The 19,733-nt window shown below is 67.6% G+C and carries 18 protein-coding genes and 1 pseudogene; 12 read left to right on the plus strand and 7 right to left on the minus strand.

Features of this window, described 5'->3' with window-relative positions:
- The first annotated feature begins 199 nt into the window (after positions 1-199).
- A complete protein-coding gene (locus ACFV6H_RS11565) occupies positions 200-1,957 on the plus strand; it encodes an alkaline phosphatase D family protein (RefSeq protein ID WP_385540749.1) in 1,758 nt (585 codons plus the stop codon).
- A 54-nt stretch (positions 1,958-2,011) separates the two neighbouring features.
- On the opposite strand, the gene ACFV6H_RS11570 is transcribed toward ACFV6H_RS11565, so the two are convergent.
- Together ACFV6H_RS11570 and ACFV6H_RS11575 are read right to left on the minus strand one after the other, a co-directional pair.
- Entirely contained in the window at positions 2,012-2,389 is a 378-nt protein-coding gene (locus ACFV6H_RS11570) for a VOC family protein (RefSeq protein ID WP_385540751.1), read from the minus strand.
- Positions 2,390-2,534: 145 nt separating this feature from the next.
- Positions 2,535-3,545, minus strand: coding sequence for an NADP-dependent oxidoreductase (locus ACFV6H_RS11575; protein WP_385540753.1), 1,011 nt, complete (start codon positions 3,543-3,545; stop codon positions 2,535-2,537).
- A gap of 127 nt (positions 3,546-3,672) precedes the next feature.
- On the opposite strand from ACFV6H_RS11575, the gene ACFV6H_RS11580 reads away from it, so the two are divergent.
- Positions 3,673-4,236 (plus strand): TetR/AcrR family transcriptional regulator, encoded by a 564-nt coding sequence (locus tag ACFV6H_RS11580; protein WP_385540755.1) that lies wholly within the window; start codon positions 3,673-3,675, stop codon positions 4,234-4,236.
- 243 nt (positions 4,237-4,479) lie between these two features.
- On the opposite strand, the gene ACFV6H_RS11585 is transcribed toward ACFV6H_RS11580, so the two are convergent.
- Positions 4,480-5,214, minus strand: a complete 735-nt coding sequence (locus ACFV6H_RS11585) for a TetR/AcrR family transcriptional regulator (protein ID WP_385540757.1) — start codon at positions 5,212-5,214, stop codon at positions 4,480-4,482.
- Positions 5,215-5,292: 78 nt separating this feature from the next.
- Here ACFV6H_RS11585 and ACFV6H_RS11590 point away from each other — a divergent pair, with 78 nt between their 5' ends.
- Positions 5,293-5,607, plus strand: a complete 315-nt coding sequence (locus tag ACFV6H_RS11590; RefSeq protein ID WP_385540759.1) for a DUF1330 domain-containing protein — start codon at positions 5,293-5,295, stop codon at positions 5,605-5,607.
- A 39-nt stretch (positions 5,608-5,646) separates the two neighbouring features.
- Positions 5,647-6,024: a hypothetical protein gene (locus ACFV6H_RS11595; RefSeq protein WP_385540761.1), complete on the plus strand. Its 378-nt coding sequence runs from the start codon at positions 5,647-5,649 to the stop codon at positions 6,022-6,024.
- Between the two features lie 9 nt (positions 6,025-6,033).
- Here the strand turns inward: ACFV6H_RS11595 and ACFV6H_RS11600 are convergent.
- Positions 6,034-6,498, minus strand: a pseudogene (locus ACFV6H_RS11600) (IS5 family transposase); the annotation flags it as partial.
- Between the two features lie 441 nt (positions 6,499-6,939).
- Here ACFV6H_RS11600 and ACFV6H_RS11605 point away from each other — a divergent pair.
- Both ACFV6H_RS11605 and ACFV6H_RS11610 read left to right on the plus strand, forming a co-directional pair.
- The gene (locus ACFV6H_RS11605) at positions 6,940-8,049 is read left to right on the plus strand and encodes a helix-turn-helix domain-containing protein (protein WP_385540763.1); all 1,110 of its coding nucleotides are present in this window, start codon (positions 6,940-6,942) and stop codon (positions 8,047-8,049) included.
- Between the two features lie 1,044 nt (positions 8,050-9,093).
- Entirely contained in the window at positions 9,094-10,428 is a 1,335-nt protein-coding gene (locus tag ACFV6H_RS11610) for a tol-pal system YbgF family protein (protein WP_385540765.1), read from the plus strand.
- A 57-nt stretch (positions 10,429-10,485) separates the two neighbouring features.
- Here the strand turns inward: ACFV6H_RS11610 and ACFV6H_RS11615 are convergent, their stop codons facing one another.
- On the minus strand, positions 10,486-10,893 hold the full coding sequence (locus ACFV6H_RS11615; RefSeq protein ID WP_385540767.1) for a nuclear transport factor 2 family protein: 408 nt from the start codon (positions 10,891-10,893) through the stop codon (positions 10,486-10,488).
- A 394-nt stretch (positions 10,894-11,287) separates the two neighbouring features.
- Here ACFV6H_RS11615 and ACFV6H_RS11620 point away from each other — a divergent pair, with 394 nt between their 5' ends.
- The 3 genes from ACFV6H_RS11620 to ACFV6H_RS11630 all read left to right on the plus strand — a co-directional run bounded on the left by ACFV6H_RS11620 (position 11,288) and on the right by ACFV6H_RS11630 (position 14,761).
- Positions 11,288-13,375, plus strand: coding sequence for an FAD/NAD(P)-binding protein (locus ACFV6H_RS11620; RefSeq protein WP_385540769.1), 2,088 nt, complete (start codon positions 11,288-11,290; stop codon positions 13,373-13,375).
- A gap of 66 nt (positions 13,376-13,441) precedes the next feature.
- On the plus strand, positions 13,442-13,897 hold the full coding sequence (locus tag ACFV6H_RS11625; RefSeq protein WP_385540771.1) for a DoxX family protein: 456 nt from the start codon (positions 13,442-13,444) through the stop codon (positions 13,895-13,897).
- 207 nt (positions 13,898-14,104) lie between these two features.
- Complete coding sequence (locus ACFV6H_RS11630) at positions 14,105-14,761, plus strand: DedA family protein (RefSeq protein WP_093591992.1); 657 nt, start codon at positions 14,105-14,107, stop codon at positions 14,759-14,761.
- Between the two features lie 55 nt (positions 14,762-14,816).
- On the opposite strand, the gene ACFV6H_RS11635 is transcribed toward ACFV6H_RS11630, so the two are convergent.
- Together ACFV6H_RS11635 and ACFV6H_RS11640 are read right to left on the minus strand one after the other, a co-directional pair.
- On the minus strand, positions 14,817-15,107 hold the full coding sequence (locus tag ACFV6H_RS11635; RefSeq protein ID WP_385540773.1) for a DUF2277 domain-containing protein: 291 nt from the start codon (positions 15,105-15,107) through the stop codon (positions 14,817-14,819).
- A 65-nt stretch (positions 15,108-15,172) separates the two neighbouring features.
- Complete coding sequence (locus ACFV6H_RS11640; protein WP_385540775.1) at positions 15,173-16,204, minus strand: LacI family DNA-binding transcriptional regulator; 1,032 nt, start codon at positions 16,202-16,204, stop codon at positions 15,173-15,175.
- Positions 16,205-16,363: 159 nt separating this feature from the next.
- Here ACFV6H_RS11640 and ACFV6H_RS11645 point away from each other — a divergent pair, with 159 nt between their 5' ends.
- From ACFV6H_RS11645 to ACFV6H_RS11655, 3 genes are read left to right on the plus strand one after another with little or no spacing between them, the layout of a single operon-like run.
- Positions 16,364-17,707 carry an ABC transporter substrate-binding protein gene (locus tag ACFV6H_RS11645; protein ID WP_385540777.1) on the plus strand — a complete coding sequence of 448 codons (1,344 nt, stop codon included), beginning with the start codon at positions 16,364-16,366 and terminating at the stop codon, positions 17,705-17,707.
- 21 nt (positions 17,708-17,728) lie between these two features.
- Entirely contained in the window at positions 17,729-18,700 is a 972-nt protein-coding gene (locus ACFV6H_RS11650; protein ID WP_385540779.1) for a carbohydrate ABC transporter permease, read from the plus strand.
- A gap of 17 nt (positions 18,701-18,717) precedes the next feature.
- On the plus strand, positions 18,718-19,593 hold the full coding sequence (locus tag ACFV6H_RS11655; protein ID WP_385541041.1) for a carbohydrate ABC transporter permease: 876 nt from the start codon (positions 18,718-18,720) through the stop codon (positions 19,591-19,593).
- Positions 19,594-19,733 lie beyond the last annotated feature (140 nt).

Raw genomic sequence — 19,733 nt, forward strand, 5'->3', positions numbered from 1 at the left:
CCGGTTCACCGCCGACCGTTCACGACACCTGGTCACAACGTCCGGCACCACATCCGGCACGGCACCCGGTCACGGCATCCAGTCATGGCATTCCGGCCTCCGGCCCGCTCCCGCGGCGCCGTCCCCCACACCGGCCGGGACCGCCTCCCCGCCTTCCTCCGTCGTTCCGTACCCTACGGTGCGACGGAGGAGGGCAACCATGACCGGACTGCGCCTGGGACCACTGCTGCGGTACGTCGATTTCGACGGCGGCGGCACGGCGAGCGTATGGGTCGAGACCGACCGGCCCGCCGCGGCGGAGGTCCGGTGCGCGGACGGCGCGTACGGCATGTCGCGTACGTTCCATGTCGCCGGGCACCACTACGCGGTCGTTCCGGTGACCGGTCTGACGCCCGGCACCACCACCGCGTACGACGTACTGCTCGACGGCCGCCGGGTCTGGCCGCCGGCGGACTCCGCTCTCCCGCCGAGCACGATCCACAGCCCTGCGGCCCCCGGCGACTCCGGCAGCCCCGACGCCTCGGGCGACGAGGCCGCACTGCGCGTCTCCTTCGGCTCCTGCCGCTGGGCCGCGCCCGCGCACGGCGAGCCCGATCCGATCGGTCCCGACGCGCTCGACACCCTCGCCAAGCGCCTGGCGCGCGATCCCGACGCCGTACGGCCCGACGTACTGCTGCTCCTCGGCGACCAGGTGTACGCGGACGAGACCTCGGACGCGACGCGGGCCCGGCTGGCGCGCCGCCGCGATCCGGCGGAACCGCCGGGCGAACAGGTCGCGGACTACGAGGAGTACACCTATCTGTACGACGAGTCCTGGAGCGACCCGGACGTACGGTGGCTGCTCTCCACCGTACCGAGCTGCATGATCTTCGACGACCACGATCTCATCGACGACTGGAACACCAGCGCCGCCTGGCTGGCGGACATGCGGGCGCAGCCCTGGTGGCAGGAGCGGGTGCTGAGCGGGCTGATGTCGTACTGGGTCTATCAGCACCTCGGCAATCTCACGCCGGAGGAGCTGGCGGCGGACGAACTGTACGCGGCCGTACGCGCGGAGCCCGACGGAACGGATCTGCTCCGCCGCTTCGCCACCGAGGCCGACCGCGATCCGGCGTGTGTGCGCTGGAGTTACCGGCGCGACTTCGGCCGTACCAGACTGCTGATGGTCGACTCACGCGGCGCCCGGGTGCTGGAGGAGTCGAAGCGAGCGATGCTGGACGAGGGCGAGGAGCGGTGGCTGCGTGACCAGATGATGGCGGGCCGCAACGCCACTGGGCAGCAAGCAGAACAGCCGACGCGGCAGCCCACAGATCAGCCGACCGAACGCCCCTCCGGGCAGGGCCCGTACGACCACCTCCTGATCGGCACCTCGCTCCCGTGGCTGCTGCCGCCCTTCATCCACGACGTGGAGTCCTGGGACTCCGCGCTCTGCCGTGGCGAACGCGGCCCGCGCTGGGCCCGGTTCGGGGAGAAGCTGCGCCGGGCGGCCGATCTGGAGCACTGGGCCGCCTTCCCGGACTCGTTCGACGGACTGTCCGCGCTGATCGCGGAGGCCGGCAGCGGGCCCGACGCGCCGGCGACGGTGTCTGTACTGTCGGGCGACGTGCACCACGCGTATATCGCGGAGCCCACCTGGTCGGCCGACGGCGCCCCGGACGCCCGTGTCCTCCAGCTGACCTGCTCGCCGGTCCACAACTCCGTACCCGGCTGGATCAAACTGGGCTTCCGCCTCGGCTGGAGCCGAGGCGCCCGCCGCCTGGGCCACGCCCTGACCCGCCATGCAAGAATCCGGCCCTCGGCTGTCAACTGGCGTAAGACGGGCGGCCCTTGGTTCGGCAACCAGCTCATGACCCTCACCCTCCAGGCCCGTTCCGCCAACCTCCAACTGGCCCAGGCCCACGCCCGCTCCGGCAAAGCCGAACTGGTGACGGTGGAAAAGCGCTCCCTGACCCCCTGACGCCCTGAGGGGAAGTGCTGCCGCTCGACTGCCGCTCGACCTTCCCGCCCGCTGTCAGTCCCGAACGAGACAGAACGGGTGACCTGCCGGGTCGGCGTAGATCCGCCAACTGCGCTTGTCACCACCGACGTCGAGCGGCGTGGCGCCCAGCTTGAGAACCTGTTCCTGGGCCTGGTCAAGGTCCGCGACCCCCAGGTCGAGGTGGAACTGCTGTGGCCGAGCAGGGTCCGGCCACCGGGGCGGCCGATGGTCTTCCACACGCTGGAAGGCGAGCACGAGCCCGGTATCGGTGTGGAGGGTCGCCCAGCCGTCGCCGAGCGACCAACGCGGGTCCGGCCGATTCACCACGCCGCCGAGGAGGGACTCGTAGAACCGGGCAAGCTCAAGGGCATCGGCACAGTCCAACACCACACACTGCAACTTGGCGATCATGAAGGCAGCGTAGACCAGCGCCGCACAGGCCGCCCTGCTCCACCGTCAGTACGCCAGACCGCCGCCGTCGGCGACGGTCATGTGCCGGCCGGTCATGTGCCGGCCGGTGATGTACGCGGCGCCGTCGGGCATCGGGAAGCGACCATCAGGAAGCGACCGTGAGCACGATCTTGCCTTGGACATGGCCTCGGGAGGCGCGTTCGTGCGCGGCTCGGACATCCGCGAGCGGAAACGTGCTGTCTATCGCCACGCGAACCGTGCCCGTATCCAGCAGACGTCCCAGTTCAGCGAGCTGCGCGCCGTTCGAGCGGACCTGGGCGCTCGAAACTGTGATGCCCAGCTTCGCAGTCTCTTCTTTGTCGAATTCGCCAGGGAGTACGGGGAACTGGCAGCCGCCGCGCTTGAGCGTGCGCAGGAAGCGACTGCTGTCGCGGCCACCGACGGTGTCGAGAACGACGTCGACGTCGCGCACGAGTTCCTCGGGACGACTCTTGGTGTAGTCGATGAACCGATCGGCGCCGAGCTCGCGCAGGAACGATTCATGCGCGCCCGATGCCACCGCGATGACACGTGCGCCCTTCCATTTCGCCAGCTGTAGTGCGAAGTGCCCCACGCCGCCCGCGGCGCCGTTGATGAGCACCGTCGTGTCGGCGCCGAGTGCCGTCGGGCGATGCCGCGCCGCTTGGAAGGGCGACGGGTGATCGTGTCCGAGCTCGATCAGGAACTGCCACGCCGTCAGCCCGGCCATGGGCGCCCCGGCAGCGTGCACGTGGTCGATGCCGGCCGGCTTGCGTGCGAGATCCGACGCGGGCGCGGCCACGTACTCGGCATATGCGCTGCCGTCGAAGCTGGGAAAACGCAGAAGACCGAAGACCTCATCCCCGACGGAGAGGCCGTCCACATCCGCGGCGACGGCCGCGACGACGCCCGACACGTCCGTCCCCGGAATCACCGGCAGGCTGACCGTCGAATCCGTCCCAGGCATCCTGGTCAGCCCGCCGCGCAGGTACCGGTCCGGAGGATTGACGCCGACCGCGTGAACGCGAACGAGCACCTCACCCCGCCCCGGCCCGGGAGTCGACACCTCGTCGTAACGCAGAACCTCAGGGCCGCCGTGCTCATGCACCCGGATCGCCCTCATCGTGTGTGTCGGCATCATTTTCTCCTGCCCGCACCGCGGGATACGCTGATCGGATCAGTGGTCCATTTATCCGGACCACTGATCCGAATATATGGACCACTGATCCGGATAGTCAAGAGGGCCGGATAGTCAAGAGGGACAGATGCGGGCCGACGCCAGGAAAAACCGTGACCATCTGCTCGCAGTCGCGGGCGCCGTCATCACCGAGCAAGGCGTCGACGCATCCCTGCGCGACATCGCGCGCCGGGCCGACATGGGGCTCGCGACGCTGCTCCGTCACTTCCCGACGCGCGAGGCACTGCTTGAGGCTCTGCTCCACACGAGCTTCAACGAGCTGACGGCGCAGGCAAGGGAGTTCGAGACGTCGAGCTCACCCGAAGACGCTCTCGTTTCGTGGCTACGCGACTGCGTCGCGTGGACAACCGAGTACCGGGGCGTGACCGTGCTGATGGCAGCCGCCATCGAGGACACCGAGTCCGCACTCCACGCTTCGTGCGTCACCCTGCGCGCGGCCGGTGCACGGCTCCTCACCCGCGCCCAGGCCGCGGGCATGGCACGAACCGACATCGACGGCACCGATTTGTTTGCGCTGGTAGCGGCGCTCGCCTGGCTCGGCGATCAACCCTCGCTCGCGCCACGCGCCGACCACCTCTTCGACATTGTCGCGAGCGCGATTCTGACGAGCGCGGCAAGCAGCGGCCCGTAGCCGAAAACGTCACGCGCGGACCGCGGACCGCGGACTCGGCCGCACACGTTCGCCAAGGCGGCCAAGGGCACCGGCACCGAGCCGCGCGCTCCCTGGGACCGGACCGCGACCGCGACCGCGCGAAGCGACTGCCGAAGGCGGCGGCCCGCAAGCTGATCAGGGCTGAGCGTCAGGAGCCTGCCAGGGCGCTACACCGTCATCATCCTCGCCCGGCCCCCTGACACCCCGACGGGTGCCGGCTCCCTACCGGGACAGCTCGGCCAGGCCCAGTGATCTGACCAGGTCGAGCATCTCGGCGCGGTGCAGCGCGGCCGGGTTGCCCGCGACGGGATGGATATGGCCGTCGATCTCCAGGGCCACCAGACCGTGCATCCGGCCCCAGACGCGCAGCGCGAGCGCCGCCGCGGCGGGTGGCACGTCCGGGAGGTCCGCCCGGATCTTCGCGACGTAGTCCGGGTGAAGGTCGGACCAGGAGGTGTCCTCGGGCTGGTGGTGCCGGGCGTAGGGCCACGCGGCGGCCACCAGGCGGGTGAGGTCGCGGCACACCCGGCGTGCCGTCCGGTCCACCGGCCCGTCCTCGGGCGGCTGGTAGCCGGGGACGGGATGGCCGTAGAAGAGCCGGAAGCTCTCCGGGTGAGCCAGCGCCCATTCCCTCAAGGCCTGGCCCCACGCCAGCAGCCGGCCGCCGGGATCGGTGTCGGGCACGGCGTTGCTGGCGGTCTCCACCGCCTCCGCGAGCGAGCCGGCGATCCCGCTGATCAGTGCCGTGATCAGGTCGTCCCGGGTGGGGAAGTAGCTGTAGATCGCGCGGGGAGTCATCCCCATCTCGCGGGCGATGCCACGCAGCGAGATCGCTCCCGGCCCCCCGTCGGCCATCTGCCGCAGCGCGATGGTCTTGATCTCCCGGCTCGTCTCCGCCCGCAGCCGCTCCCGGCGGCTCATCACGGCCGCGACCTGTTCGCCCTCGTCCTTGCTCACCTCGGGCAGGTTACAGGAGTGCATTAGTCTTCGGCGTGCCACAAGTACACACCGTTTCCAAAGGAAGCAGGGAAACCCATGCCCGCTTACGTCATCGTCGGAGTCGACGTGCTCGACGAGGAGGCCGGCCTGGCCTACGCCGCCATCGCCCAGCCGTCCATCCTCAGCCACGGCGGCCGCTACCTGGTGGCGGGCCCCACACCCGAGCCCGTCGAGGGCACCTGGGACTTCTCCCGGTTCCTGGTCATCGAGTTCCCCGACATGGCTCGGATCCAGGAGTGGTACGACTCCCCCGAGTACCGACGGGCCCGTCAGATCCGAAAGGACGCGGCCCAGGTCCGAATGCTCTTCGCCGAAGGCTCACCCCCCGAGGGCTTCTCCCTCCCGGCCTAGGGACTGTCTCTTAGATTTGTCCGTGAGATCGTCGTGCGCATGATCGAGTCCTGGGTGATCGATGACGGCAGCACTGTCCCTGTGAAGTCTGAGGTGGTGCTGGAGACGCTTCGGGCGAGGGTCGCCAGAGGTCTGCTTGAGACGTGGTTGACCAGTTTGTCCGGACGGTCGCTGGCCTTCGTGACGAACACCGAGCGTGCGATGGTGATGCTGCTCGACGGAGATGGTGATCCTGGCGAGCACGCCTTGGACCCAGGAGCCGAAGGGTCGAGCGAGGGGTTCGTTCTATCCAATGGGCAGAACGACGAGTACCCGGACCGCGACACCGTGCCCATCGGTGAGGCGTTCAGGCTCGTGGAGCACATCGTCAGCACGGGATCGTGGCCCTCGGACGCACGTCGGGCCGTCGATCGCTGAGACAGCGGCCTATCGCCGGGCCCAGATGAGAATGGCGCCGAGATGAAGCGCGGCCTGGCAGGCGATGGCGAGCTTGTCCGTTCGCATGGCCAGGCCACTGCTTGAGCCGGTTGACGCAACGTTCGACCGTGTTGCGCTGCTTGTATGCCTCGGCGTCGAAAGCGGGCGGGCGGCCGTTGGCGCGACCTCGCCGCAGACGATGGCCGATCTGGTCGGAGGGCTGAGGAATGACGGCACGGATCCCGCGCCGGCGAAGGTGGCTCCGGATCGCGCGGGACGAATACGCGCGGTCGGCCAGAACGGTATCCGGCCGGGTTCTCGGTCTTCCGGTCCCACTTCTCGGGACGCGGATGCCGGCCATGACCACTTCGAAGGCGGTGCGTCGCCCGCCTGGCCAGCAGTGACGCGGACGGACAGTGGCCGTGCATGGCTGTCGCTGGCCAGGTGGACCTTGGTGCTCAGGTCGCCGCGGGAGCATGGCATCAATGATCACTAACCGGACGGACACATCCGGTCAACTGACCAACCGATCAAAGAGACACGCTCTAGCTCGGCGGCGCCCGACGGGACAGGCCCTAACTGCTCTGTCGGGCGATTCTCCCCGTGCTACTCACGTTGTGAGTACTCCGTCGCTTTGAAGCAGTCTTCGTGCATGTATGCGTCCCATCCGGTACCGGAAAGAGCATCCAATACACCTTGCACCGGTTCCAGGGCGCGCGGCGGGAGCGGATGAACCCGCACGACTCCCGCCGGTTGGCGGTCACTCGGTCCCATGGGCCACCTTCTTCGCCGACTGTGTCCTTGCCGATCCTTCCGTCAGCGAGCCGCGTGGCGTAGTGGCACCCTTAGGGGCAAGTACAAATCGGCGTGCGGCACTTGCGGACCCAGGGGCAGCGCTAGGGGCAAGATGGACACATGGCCATCGGGGCATTGATCAGAGACCTACGCGACGCGCGAGGATGGTCTCAAGGGCGACTGGCGGATGAGATCAACGATGCTTTCGGGATGGGACTCAACCGGGAGTACATCAGCCGCTGGGAGCGTTGCAAGGTGGTGCCGGGTGCCTTTTACCTCCGGTGCCTCTCGGCTGTCCTGGACGTTCCCCTAGCCGTTCTTGAAGGTGAAGTGAAACGTAGAACGTTCCTGTCCGATGTCGCGGCAACGGCCATAGCCCCGATGGTCGCTTCAGATCTGCTCAGTGCCGGTTTTTCCGCGCGCCTTCGTGGCGGGCCGTCGGTGGATGGCTGGGAAGACAAACTGGCCACGTACGGGACCGAGTACATGAGCCTCGGTGCCGCCGATATCCAGCGTCGGGTGTCCGGTGAACTGGTGTTGGTGCAGCAGCAGTTGGAAACCCCACGACTGTGGTCCGTGGCTGCTCGGCTCATGACGTTGTACGCGAAGACTTTTCCGGGCTCGGACGGGTCCAAAGCGGTGAACTGGTACCGGCTCGCCGCAGAGGCCGCCGATCAGTCCGGCGACGATCGCACCCGTGTATGGGTCCGGGGCCGTGCGGCTATCGCGCTCGGTTACGAAGGTGCCTCACTCGGAGTTGCGGACATGCTCGCCGACCAGGCCATGGCGATCAGCGACAAGCCGTCGCTGGGGCTGTTGAACGCCATCATGGGAAAAGCCCACGCGGCAGCCATTCGAGGCGACTTCACCACCGCACGCACGCTCATGAACAACGGCCGCAGGATGTTCGACACCGCCGGATCGTACGAACAGACGTCGGACTACGCCGTTCCCTGGTGGCGGATGAACGTCTTCGTCTCGCTCCTCGCCGCACGACTTGGCGACGAGACGACAGCGGTGGAGGCGCAGGACGCGGCAAGGCGAGAGCTGCCCGACTCCCTGCCTCGGTTTGCGACGCATCTCGAAATGCACAGGGGCCTTATGATCGCCCGGTCCGGCGACAAGCAGGGCGGCGCGGACTACGCCCGCAAGGCGCTGAACGCACTGCCCCCGGAAAAGCACTCCCTCACGCTGCGTCTTCTGATGACGGAAGTAGAACAGTCCCAGTGACTACTCGTGTTGTTCGTGCTCAATCGCTTTGAAGCAGTCTTCGTGCACGTATGCGTCCCATCCGATACTGGAGGGAGCGTCCCAATACACCTTGCGGTGAGGTTCCTCCGGGTCCACGGGCCAGTGGCACGCGTAGCAGCGCGGTGTCATGTGAGAGAAGGTGATGCGTGGGCGAGGATCACGGGACAAGAGGAGTGGTATTCGCTTCCTTGATAGGAGTGGCTTTTCGGCGTCGTTGTCGTCCTGAACCCCAGCCCCGTCATAGCTGCCTGCCAACGAGTGCGAGCTGCTTCCGGCGGTGCTTGGCGAGTGCTCTGAGTTGCCGTTTCTCCCGGTCGGTAGCCGGCCGGACCGAGATCCGTGTGGCGTACCAAGTACGGCCCGACGGACGGACGATACGGACCAACGGACCGTTGAAACCCGCCACCACACCCGGCATATCCGTCCGGGGATCGAACACGGGCGACCCGATGCGGAGTTCTCCCGGCCCCGGAACCGACGCGGCCGGCCGTCGCTTCATCAGGAGCCCCCCGACGGTCGGTGCGGGTGCGCCGCAATCTGTTCGCCGCACTGCTCGACGGACTTCTCACCGATCCCCCGGCGCGCGTTGTCCCGCCGCTTGCCCCACCAGGCACACACCTCACAACCGGCAACCGGTTCCAGGTCGCGCAACGTGAGTGGACGGACCGGCACGAGTCCAGACCGCAGCGGCTCAGTCGGTCCCATGAGCCCACCGCCGTTCAAGTCCGGCAAGCACCGCGGTCAACAGGGGCCGCGTCGGCTCCGCGTACTCGTAGGGCACTCCAAGAGGCAGTAAGCACCAGGAGTCGCCCGCCTCTGCGCGCGCGACCAACTCGGCGTCCTTACTGCCCAGGTGAAAAACTCGGTCCGCCATCGGCTGCCCTTTCGCTGTACGGCTCTCACTGTTGGCGTTGCTCGCACTAGGCAACCGTGCAGTTACACAGAGCGGTACTGTTGGGAAGCACACAAGAGTTAAGAGCGTTAAGCGCTTAGTGCCACCGTGCATGGGGAGTTGAACGAACCGTGAGCACCAGCGAACCGAACAGCGGGTTGGAACGACTGTTCCGCGAGACCGGTTGGAGTCTGCGGCAGTTCGCGCAGGCCGTGAACCGCATCGGGACCGAGCAAGGCACCCCAGTGCAGTACCGCCCCCCGTCCGTACATCAGTGGCTGAAGGGCGGAATGCCTCGCGAATCAGCTCGACCACTGATCCTGGAAGCGCTCGCCCGAAGGCTGGGCCGTCCCGTAGCACCAGCGGAAGCCGGCTTCCCCACGCCGGAAGCGCCAAGCGCATCGGGCACTGTTGACGGGATCGTTGATCTCGGGAGGCAGGACATGGACCCATCTCGCCGCAGCGTCATAGGCTCCGCCCTCTTTTCCGTCGCACTCACCGTGCCCAACTGGCCCGACGTGGTGGGCCGCATGGAGGCAGTGCAGACGGGTGGAATTCAGAAGATCGGCATGGAAGACGTCCACATGGTCATCGCCATGACCGAGCGCGTGTCGGACCTGGACGACCAGTTCGGGGGGCGGACAGCCCGACCGATGGCTGCCGCATTCCTGGTGAATACCGTGGCGCCATATCTACGGGCACAAGGTCCCGAGACTGCCAGAAAAGCCATGATGGCTGCCGCATCGGATTTGTGCTACCTGACTGGCTACATGGCTGTGGACGAAGGCTTGCACGGGCTGGCCCAGCAGTACTACCAAAAGGCCTTGCAGCTTGCCGGTGCGTCCGAGGATCACCTCACATTCTGCACGACGCTGCGCGGCATGAGCGTCCAGGCCGTGGACTTGGGTCACGGTGCTGCGGCGATGCGCCTCGCAGATGCCGCCGCATCGGCTTCACCCCAGGCAGGTCCCCGAATGCGTGCCTTCCTGGCGGGTCAGCAGGCACACGCGGCAGCGCAGACCGGAAATCCGAAACAGGCCTTGATGCATCTACGTGATGCCGAGGTGGCGATGGAGAAAGCCGAGTCCCAGTCCGCCACCTTCGCTTCGTACAATCCGTCATCCCTCACCTATCACATAGGGCAAGTCAGATACGAGCTCGGCGACATTGCCGGCTCCATCCAAGCGCTGCAAGAATCAGACAAGATGCGCCACAGATCCTTCCGTCGCAACCGGATCAGATATCTGTCGATCCTCGCCGAACGGCAACTGGAAATAGGGCACTTGGAGGCGGCATGTGAGACATGGGGGCAGGTGATCGAGATCTACCCGCATGTGCAGTCCGGCCAATGCGACCGCAGCATTTCCCGAATGCATTCCCGGATTCATCCGTACCAGAAAAACGCCACGGCGCGGGCTCTCTTCGAGCGTGCCCGCGCTGTCACCCCGTCCAGTCTCTTGGTGTGACAACCCAGAAGGCACCCCCGTCGCCTCAACAAGACGGACCCAGGTTCGGCAACCGGTTCATGGCGCCCTGGCGATACTCCTGCCCGGCATCGGCTCCGCGAGGGCTGTCCGCCATTCAGGCGCGCCGAAGGTGTCCGCGAAGTACTGCGTCTCGTGTGCCACATGCCCGTGGGCGAATTCCATCATGCTCACCGAGTAGGTGGGCACCCCGTCGTACGTGATGACGCACTCGCTCACCCACAGATCCCCGCCGCCAACGATCCGGTGGACGGTGAAGTGCCGACTGGCAGGGTGTCCGCCACGTTGCGCCGAAATCGTCGCACGGCCCCGGAATCGTTCACCTGACTGGGGGTAGTCGAGGATCGCGTCCTCAGCGTAGATGGCGTGCTCGGCTTCGGTATCACCGCGTTCCGATGCCTGCCAGTGTTCCTCGATTGCGGCCCTGGTGTGGATATCAGGATCCATCGCATTGTCCCTTCTGCAGGCGGCCTGAGCGATCCAAGAGACAAGATGCGCCACAGATCCTTCCGTCGCAACCGGACCGGATATTTATCGATCCTCGCCGAACGGCAACTGGAAATAAGGCACTTGGAGCAAAAGGTTCCGACGTACGACTCAACAAGACGGGCGGGCCGTGGTTCGGCAAGCTCAAGTCCCCGGCCCCGCATCGCCGTTCGGTCGCGCTTACGCAGTGGCACCCCGGGGCGCCACCGTCGGCACCACCGCTCCCGGCGGGCCCTTCGTGATCATTCACACAAGGCGTGATCCTTGGCCCAAGGGTTCGGCTGTCGGTGGACCAACGGCATGATGATGCGGACCATCCGCTTCCCGTACCCCACATGCCCCGGGAGTCACAGTTTTGTCCGATGTACGGCCCCCCAAGCCCCGCTCATTCGCCGTCGTCGGCGCCGGTCCCCGCGGCACCTCGGTCCTCGAAAGACTCTGTGCGTCCGTGCCGGAACTGGCTCCGGACATCCCGCTGACCGTCCATCTGATCGATCCCGCGCCACCCGGCGCGGGACTTGTCTGGCGTACCGATCAGTCGGCCGAACTGCTCATGAACACCGTGGCCTCTCAGGTGACCGTGTTCACCGACGAGAGCGTCGAGTGCGAGGGCCCGATACGTCCGGGCCCGAGTCTGTACGAGTGGGCCGCGGCCCGCCCGGAGGAACGGCTCGGCCCCGACGACTATCCGAGCCGTGCCGCCTACGGCCGCTATCTGGAGTGGGCGTTCCGTACGACGGTGGAGAACGCGCCGGAGAATGTGACCGTCGAGGTCCACCGGGCCCGTGCGATCCGGCTGGACGACGGTGTCGAAGATGGCGCGATCACATCGCCGACAACGCCCGGTTCGTCCACTGCATCCCGGTCGTTCGCTCCCCAGCGGCCCGCCCAGACGCTCACTCTCGACAATGGCACGACGATTTCCGGCCTCTCTGCCGTCGTTCTCGCCCAGGGCCATCTGCCGGTGGTTTCCGGCCAGACCGAGGCGACGCTCGCGCAGTACGCCGAGCGCCATCGGCTCCGCTATCTGCCGCCCGCGAACCCCGCGGATGTCGATCTCTCGGGAGTCGCTCCGGGCGAACCGGTTCTGCTGCGCGGCCTCGGTCTCAACTTCTTCGACCACATGGCGCTCCTGACGGCCGGCCGCGGTGGCATTTTCGCCCGGGGAGCCGACGGCGTTCTCGTATACCACCCGTCCGGGCGCGAGCCGCAGTTGTACGCGGGCTCGCGGCGCGGAGTCCCGTACCAGGCGCGCGGCGACAACGCGAAAGGGCCGTCCGGACGGCATCTGCCGCTGGTCCTGACGCCGGATGTGATCGCGGTCTTCCGCAAGCGCGCGGACGAGGGCGATCCGCCGGACTTCCGCGCGGAGATATGGCCGCTGGTCGCCAAGGAGGTGGAGGCGGTCTTCTACGCCACCACCCTGCTCAACCGCCCGCCTGCCGCCGACACCGACACCCGCACTCAGACCACCACCGCCACCACCACCCGCGCCCACACCCACGCCCAGGCCACTGCCAAAGCAACGACTCGAACCACCCGCACCCGCGAGGACTTCCTCGACCGCTTCCTCGCGACGCCCCACGGCAGCCCGCAGGAATCCGCCGTCCTGGACGCGGCCGGGATCGCTCCGGCCGACCGCTGGTCCTGGGACCGGATCTCGCGCCCGTACGACGGTGAGACCTTCCGCGATCCGGCGGACCACCGCGCCTGGCTGCTGCACCGGCTGCGGCGGGACGCGGCGGAGGCGGCGCTCGGCAATCTCACGGGCCCGGTCAAGTCAGCCCTGGACGTACTGCGCGATCTGCGCAACGAGATACGGCAGATCGTGGACCACGCCGGACTCACCGGCCGCTCCCGGCGCGACCATCTCGACCGCTGGTACACGCCGTTGAACGCGTTCCTCTCCATCGGTCCGCCGCGCCGCCGTATCGAGGAGATGGCCGCGCTGGTCGAGGCCGGAGTGCTCGATGTGATCGGGCCGCGGACGACCGTCAGAACAGCGGACGGCGCGTTCCTCGCCGAGTCGCCCGACGTGCCCGGCTCGGCCGTCCTCGCCACGACCCTCGTGGAGGCGCGGCTGCCGGAACCGGACCTCCGGCGGAGCTGCGATCCCTTGCTCTCACGGCTTCTGAAGACCGGCCAGTGCCGGCCGCACCGCGTCGGTGGTTACGAAACCGGCGGCCTGGATGTAACACGCCGCCCGTACCACCTCATAGACCGCCAGGGCGAATTCCATCCCAGGAGGTTCGCCCTCGGCGTGCCCACGGAAGGCGTTCACTGGGTGACCGCGGCGGGAGCGCGGCCGGGCGTCGACTCGGTGATGCTCTCGGACACCGACTCGGTGGCACGTGCCACCTTGCGCACACCGCCCGCCGGCGAAGCGGAACACGCGGCGCGAAATGATCCTCGGCTGAATGTTGAACTTGCAAGCATCGATTAGGCCTGCCTAACGTGAGGGGAGCTTCTCATCGGTCCAGACCAATCGATCGAAGGAGTACAACCCCCCATGTACACACGTCTGAACCATGCTCAGCCCTACGCCATCGGGCTGTTCCGTATCGTCGTCGGGCTTCTCTTCGCCTGCCACGGAGCGGCCTCGCTCTTCGGCCTCTTCGAGAAGGAGACGGTCGAGGCGGGCACCTGGCCCGGCTGGTTCGCCGCCGTCATCCAGCTCGTCGGCGGCGTACTGGTGCTGCTGGGCCTGGGCACCCGGATAGCGGCACTGATCTCCTCGGGCTCCATGGCGTACGCGTACTTCAATGTGCACCAGCCCGAAGGGCTCTTCCCGATGCAGAACAACGGCGAGCCCGCCGCGATGTTCTGCTGGGCGTTCCTTCTGATCGTCTTCACCGGTCCCGGAGCGCTCTCGCTGGACCGGCTGTTCCCCTCGCGCGGCTCCCGTGGCTCGCACAGCGACAGCGAGGAGGCCAGGCAGGAGCAACGTACGGCGGTGGCCGCCTGATCCGTACGCGCGATCCGTACGCGCCGCCGGGCGTCCGGACCTTCACCGAGGTCCGGGGTCCGGCCGCCGGCATCGCGGCCGCCGGCATCACCCGCCCCGGACGATCTCGTCGTACCGCACAGGCGTACGCTGTACGACGGCAGCCGCCCCTGCCGCTTCCCTGCGACCGCGGCACTGTCACGGGACCGGGCGGGGAGAGTCGAGAAGGTGCTGGAGAGTCTGGGGTCGCTGACCGGCAGCCCGTGGATCTACGCGGTGGTGGGTGTCTCCGTACTGCTCGACGTGTTTCTGCCGGTGCTGCCCAGCGGCGTGCTCATGATCACGGCCGCCACGGCCGCAGCCGCGGGCGCCGGTTCGACCACGGTCGCCGTCGCGGCCGACAAGGTGGCCCAAGTGCCGCGCGAGGTGCCCTCGCTGCTGATACTGATGGCGTGTGCGGCCGGCGCCTCCGTACTGGGCGATCTCTTCGCCTTCCGGCTGGCCAGACGCGGCGGCCGGCTCGGCCGGGCCATCGCGCGCTCACGCCGGCTGACCAACGCACAGGAACGTCTCGGTGGCGCGCTCAGCCGTGGCGGCGGAGTCCTCGTCGTCATCGCGCGGTTCGCTCCGGCGGGACGCTCGATCGTCTCGATCGGCGCGGGCGCGGCCCATCGCAAGGTGATGGAGTTCCTGCCCTGGTCGGCGCTGGCGGGCGTGGCATGGACGGGCTACAGCACGGGCCTCGGCTACTTCGGCGGCCAGTGGCTCGGCGCGAGTTGGGTCGGCACGGCCGTGTCCGTCCTGGCGCTGTTCGCGGCGGGCTCGCTGGCGGCGTATGTCATCCGCCGCCCGGAGCCGGTCCCGGCCACGGCTCCGGCCGCCTGAGCCCGAACCGTACGAGCTAGACCTGACGAGCCGACGAGCTGGCGTCAGGACGTCGTCAGGCGGTACGAGCCGTCGCGGCCGACGCAGGCCCACTCGCGCCCTGGTTCGCACCCGCGTCCGGCTTCGCCCCCGCACTCGCACCCCGTACCTCGATATCCCGGAGCAGCCTCGCGGTCGCCTCGGCTATCTCGTCCACGGCCCGGTCGAAAACCTCGCGGTTGTGCGCCGCGGGCGCGCGGAAGCCGGAGACCTTGCGTACGTACTGGAGCGCGGCGGCCCGGATGTCCTCCTCGGTGGCCTCTTCGGGGAGTACGGGCGGACGGAGAGTCTTGATACTGCGGCACATGCCTCCAGTGTGACCGATGGGTACGACAACGGCCCGGGCCGCCGCCACCGCCACCGCCACCGTCCTCAATTGTCGGACGGGCCCGGAGTCAGCCGCGCCGTACTGTCCCGTACCACCAGCCTGGTGCCGAACTCGATACGGGCGTCCGCCTGGTCGGACTTCCGCAGCCGCAGCAGCATCCGCGAGGCCTCCTCGGCCATCGCCACCAGCGGCTGGTGCACGGTGGTGAGCGCCGGGCTCGACCACTGGGCGAGCGGGATGTCGTCGTATCCGACCACCGACAGATCCGCCGGGATCCGCAGTCCCAGCACCCGCGCCGCCTCCAGCACCCCGAGCGCCTGGAGGTCGCTGCCCGCGAAGACCGCGGTCGGCCGGTCGCCGGCCTGAAGCAGCTCCATCGCGTGCGTACGACCCGACTCGACGTGGAAGTCGCCGAAGCGCACCAGCTCCGGATCGACATCGAGACCGGCCATGCTCATCGCCGAACGGAAGCCGTCCAGCCGGGCGAGCGAGCACATCATGTCCTCGGGCCCGGTGATGACAGCGATCCTGCGGTGGCCCAGCTCGGTGAGATGACGGGTGGCGGCCAGCCCGCCCGCCCAGTTGGCCGATCCCACGGAGGGCACATCGGGCTCCGGATCGCCGGCCGGATCGATGATGACGAACGGGATGGCCCGGGACCACAGCTTCTTCTTGAGATCGTCCGGGAGCGTGGAAAAAACCAGGACCACGCCGAGCGGACGGCGCCGCAGTACGCCCTCGACCCACTCCGCGCCCGGTGAGTGGCGCGTACCGGTCTCGGTGAGCACCACACTCACACCGGTCTCCTTGGCCACGTTCTGCACGCCTCTGATCAGCTCCATCGACCAGGTGCTGTCCAGCTCGTGGAAGACGATCTCGATGAGCGGCGCCTCGGGAGCGCTGGGCGCGGAGCGCCGGTAGCCGTGCTCCTCCAGCAACTCCTCCACCTTCACCCTGGTCGGAGCCGCGACATCAGGCCGCCCGTTGAGGACCTTCGAAACTGTCGAAAGCGAAACCCCGGCTTGCGAAGCCACCTGGGCCAGGGTGACCCGGCCTGCACTCCTGTCATCACGCATGGACCGAAGGATAAGGCACCGACGGGCACCGGCGTCCGGTAACGGTTTGGTCGCGCCGTGACCGCACTGTTGACCGCCTCGGGACAGGGTCCTACGGTCACTCGGCAGAATAGTTTCGGCAATGTGGCCGATACTTTCGAGAGATCGAGAGGTCTATCGATGAAGACAAGCGCAGGGACGTCACGCGTGAGATTCTCGAAAGCAGTCGCCGGCGGTGCGGCACTCGTCCTGGGACTGAGCCTGGCCGCCTGCGGCAGCGGCGGCGGTTCGGCCGACGGCGCCGGGGAGTTCCATGTACTGGTGTACGGGGACGCCGCGAACAAGGTGGAGAAGCAGATCGTCGCGGAGTTCAACAAGACCTCGAAGGTGAAGGCGGTCCTGGACACCGTTCCCGGAGCCGACTACCAGCAGAAGCTCCAGACCGTCATCAACACACCACAGGCCCCGGACGTCTTCTTCAACTGGGGCGGCGGCAGCATCCAGCCCTTCGTCAAGGCGGATCTTCTGCTGCCCATCGACGATCTGATCGCGAAGAGCCCGGGCACGGGCCCGGAGGGCCTCGACGGGCTCAGGTCGAACTTCCTGCCGTCGGTCTACGACACCGCCAAGGTGGACGGCAAGGCGTACGGCATCCCCATGCGCGGCACCCAGCCCGTACTGCTCTTCCACAACCGCAAGGTGCTCGCGGACGCCGGTGTCGCCGAGCCTCCGAAGACCTGGGACGAGCTGCTCGACGCGGTGAAGAAGCTGAAGGCGGACGGTGTCACACCGATCGCGCTCGGCGGCGGCGACCGGTGGCCCACGCTGATGTGGTTCGAGTACCTGTACGACCGCATCGCCGGTCCCGGACTGCTCCAGAAGGCCCTCTCCGGCGACAAGGCCGTCTGGGAGAGCGCCGACAGCAGGAAGGCGCTGAGCATGCTCAAGGAGCTGGTCGACACGGGCGCGTTCGGCACCAACTACGACTCGGTGAAGTTCACCGACGGCGGCTCGGCCGCGCTGCTGGCGAGCGGCAAGGCGGGCTTCGAGCTGATGGGCTCGTGGGAGTTCTCCACGCAGCAGGACGCCAGTCCCGACTTCGCGAAGAACGATCTGGGCTACAGCTCCTTCCCCACCGTCGCGGGCGGCAAGGGCGATCCGGCGGCTGTCGTCGGCAACACCAACAACTTCTACTCGGTGCTGAAGCGGACCGAACACGCCGACGACATAGCCAAGTTTCTGAAGCTGATGTACTCGGACGACTTCGTCGAGGCGCAGTTGGCCATCGGCAATCTGCCCACCACCACGAACACCGGGAAGTTCCTGGACTCGGCGGAGAACGCGGAGTATCTGAAGTACCAGTTCGATCTGGTCGACAAGGCGCCCTCGTTCCAGCTCTCCTGGGACCAGGCGTACGTCCAGACCAATGCCACGCCGCTGCTTCAGGCCGTCCAGCAGTTCTTCAACGGGCAGTTCGACGCCGACGGATTCATCAAGGCCATGCAGGCCCTGACGACCGTCTGACGTCCGAGGATGACACGCCATATGACCGCCGCCACTGTCACCGGTCCCGGAGCCGGAGCCGGTCCCGGCTCAGGCTCTCGCCCAGGCTCCGTGGACGGCGACCCGAAGACCTCTCCCGGTCGCTCGGTCGCCCGTCCCGGTCTGGGCTGGACCCTGCCCGCCGTCCTGTTCTTCGGGCTGTTCGCGATCGTTCCGCTGGTGCTGGTCGCCGTACTCTCCTTCACGAGCTGGAGCGGGCTGGGCTCGCCGGAGTTCGCCGGTCTCGACAACTGGACCGCGCTGTTCCACGACCCGGTGATGATCAAGAGCCTCTGGCTGAGCGTGCTGCTCACCGGGCTCGGCGTACTGGTCCAGACGCCGCTGAGCATCCTGCTGGGCGTCTGGGCCGCCGGGCCCCAGCGCAACAGGGCCGTGCTGTCCGCGGTCTTCTTCGTACCGCTGCTGCTGTCCGCCACGGCGGTCTCCGTGCTCTGGCGGGCGCTGCTCGATCCCAACTTCGGTGTGCCGGCGGAGGCGCGCTGGCTCTTCGGGGACGGCAATCTGCTGGGCTCGCGCACCGGGGCCATCGGTGTGCTGGTACTGGTGAGCGCCTGGCAGTTCACTCCGCTGCACGCGCTGATCTACCAGGGCGCGACCCGGGCGATCCCCGAGGTGCTCTACCAGGCGGCGGCGATCGACGGAGCCGGGACCGTACGGCAGTTCTTCCACATCACGCTGCCGCAGCTCCGCAACTCCATCATCACGTCGGTGATCCTCATGGTGGTCGGCGGGCTCACCACCTTCGACACCGTGCTGATCCTGACCCAGGGCGGGCCGGGCAGCGACACCACCATCACCGCCTACTACATGTACCAAAAGGCCTTCAAGGGCTTCGACTTCGGAGCGGGAGCGGCCATCGCGCTGCTGCTGGTCGTCGTCGCGACGGTCATCTCGCTGGCCGTGGTGCGGATCTCGGGCTACGACAAGATGGCCGGCACGAAGGACGGTCTGTGATGAGCCGACAGTCTGTGATGAGCCGTACCGCAACAGGGCAACGCGGCACCGGGCGACGTACCACGACCGGGCGGCGGCGCAATCGTCCCAACTACGCGGCCGGGCTCGGTGTGCTGCTGTGGCTGTGTCTGGTGGCACTGCCGCTGTACGTGATGCTCGGCGCGAGCGTGCAGTCCCGCGCGCAGTACAGCGCGGGCGGTCCGCTCTCCTTCCCCGAGGCCTTCTCCCTCACCAACTATGTGGAGGACTTCTCCAACGGCTTCGGGCGCTACTTCCTCAACACCATGGTCGTCACGGCCAGCGTCGTGGCGATCGTGCTGCTCCTCGTACCGCCGCTGGCCTTCGCGATCGTACGCAACCGCGGCCGTGCCACCTCGCGGGTCTTCCGGCTCTTCCTGCTGGGTCTCGCGATCCCGGCGCAGGCCGTGATCGTCCCGATGTTCTACGTCATCAGCAACGCGGGACTGTACGACAACCTCATCGGCGTCATCCTGCCCACCGCCGCGTTCTCGCTGCCGGTCTGCGCGCTCATCCTCACCGGCACGATGCGCGACATCACCGACGACCTCTTCGAGGCCATGGCGCTCGACGGCGCGAGCACCCGGCGGGTCTTCTTCCAGCTCGTCGTCCCGCTGTCCAGGAGCGGACTGGCAACCATCGTCGTGTTCTCCGCGCTCCAGGCCTGGAACGGCTTCCTCTTCCCGCTCGTACTGACCCAGTCGGAGGAGACGAAGGTGCTCACCCTCGGGCTCTACAACTTCCAGACCCAGTACGGCATCGACATCCCGGGCCTGCTGGCGGCCGTGGTCCTGTCCACGCTGCCTGTTCTGCTCGTCTACCTGTTCGCCCGTCGTGCCCTGGTCCAAGGGCTGATGGGCGTGGGAGGAAAGTGACCGACCACACCGCGATCGACCGTTCCGCGGCCGATCCCAACGCCATCGATCCCACCGTGATCGATCCCGCTACGCCCGATCCCGGCACGCCCGATCCCAGCGCAAGCAGCAACGCAGCCGCCTCAGCAACCGCCTCCGCA

The sequence above is a fragment of the Streptomyces sp. NPDC059743 genome, assembly GCF_042732975.1.
Lineage (GTDB): Bacteria > Actinomycetota > Actinomycetes > Streptomycetales > Streptomycetaceae > Streptomyces.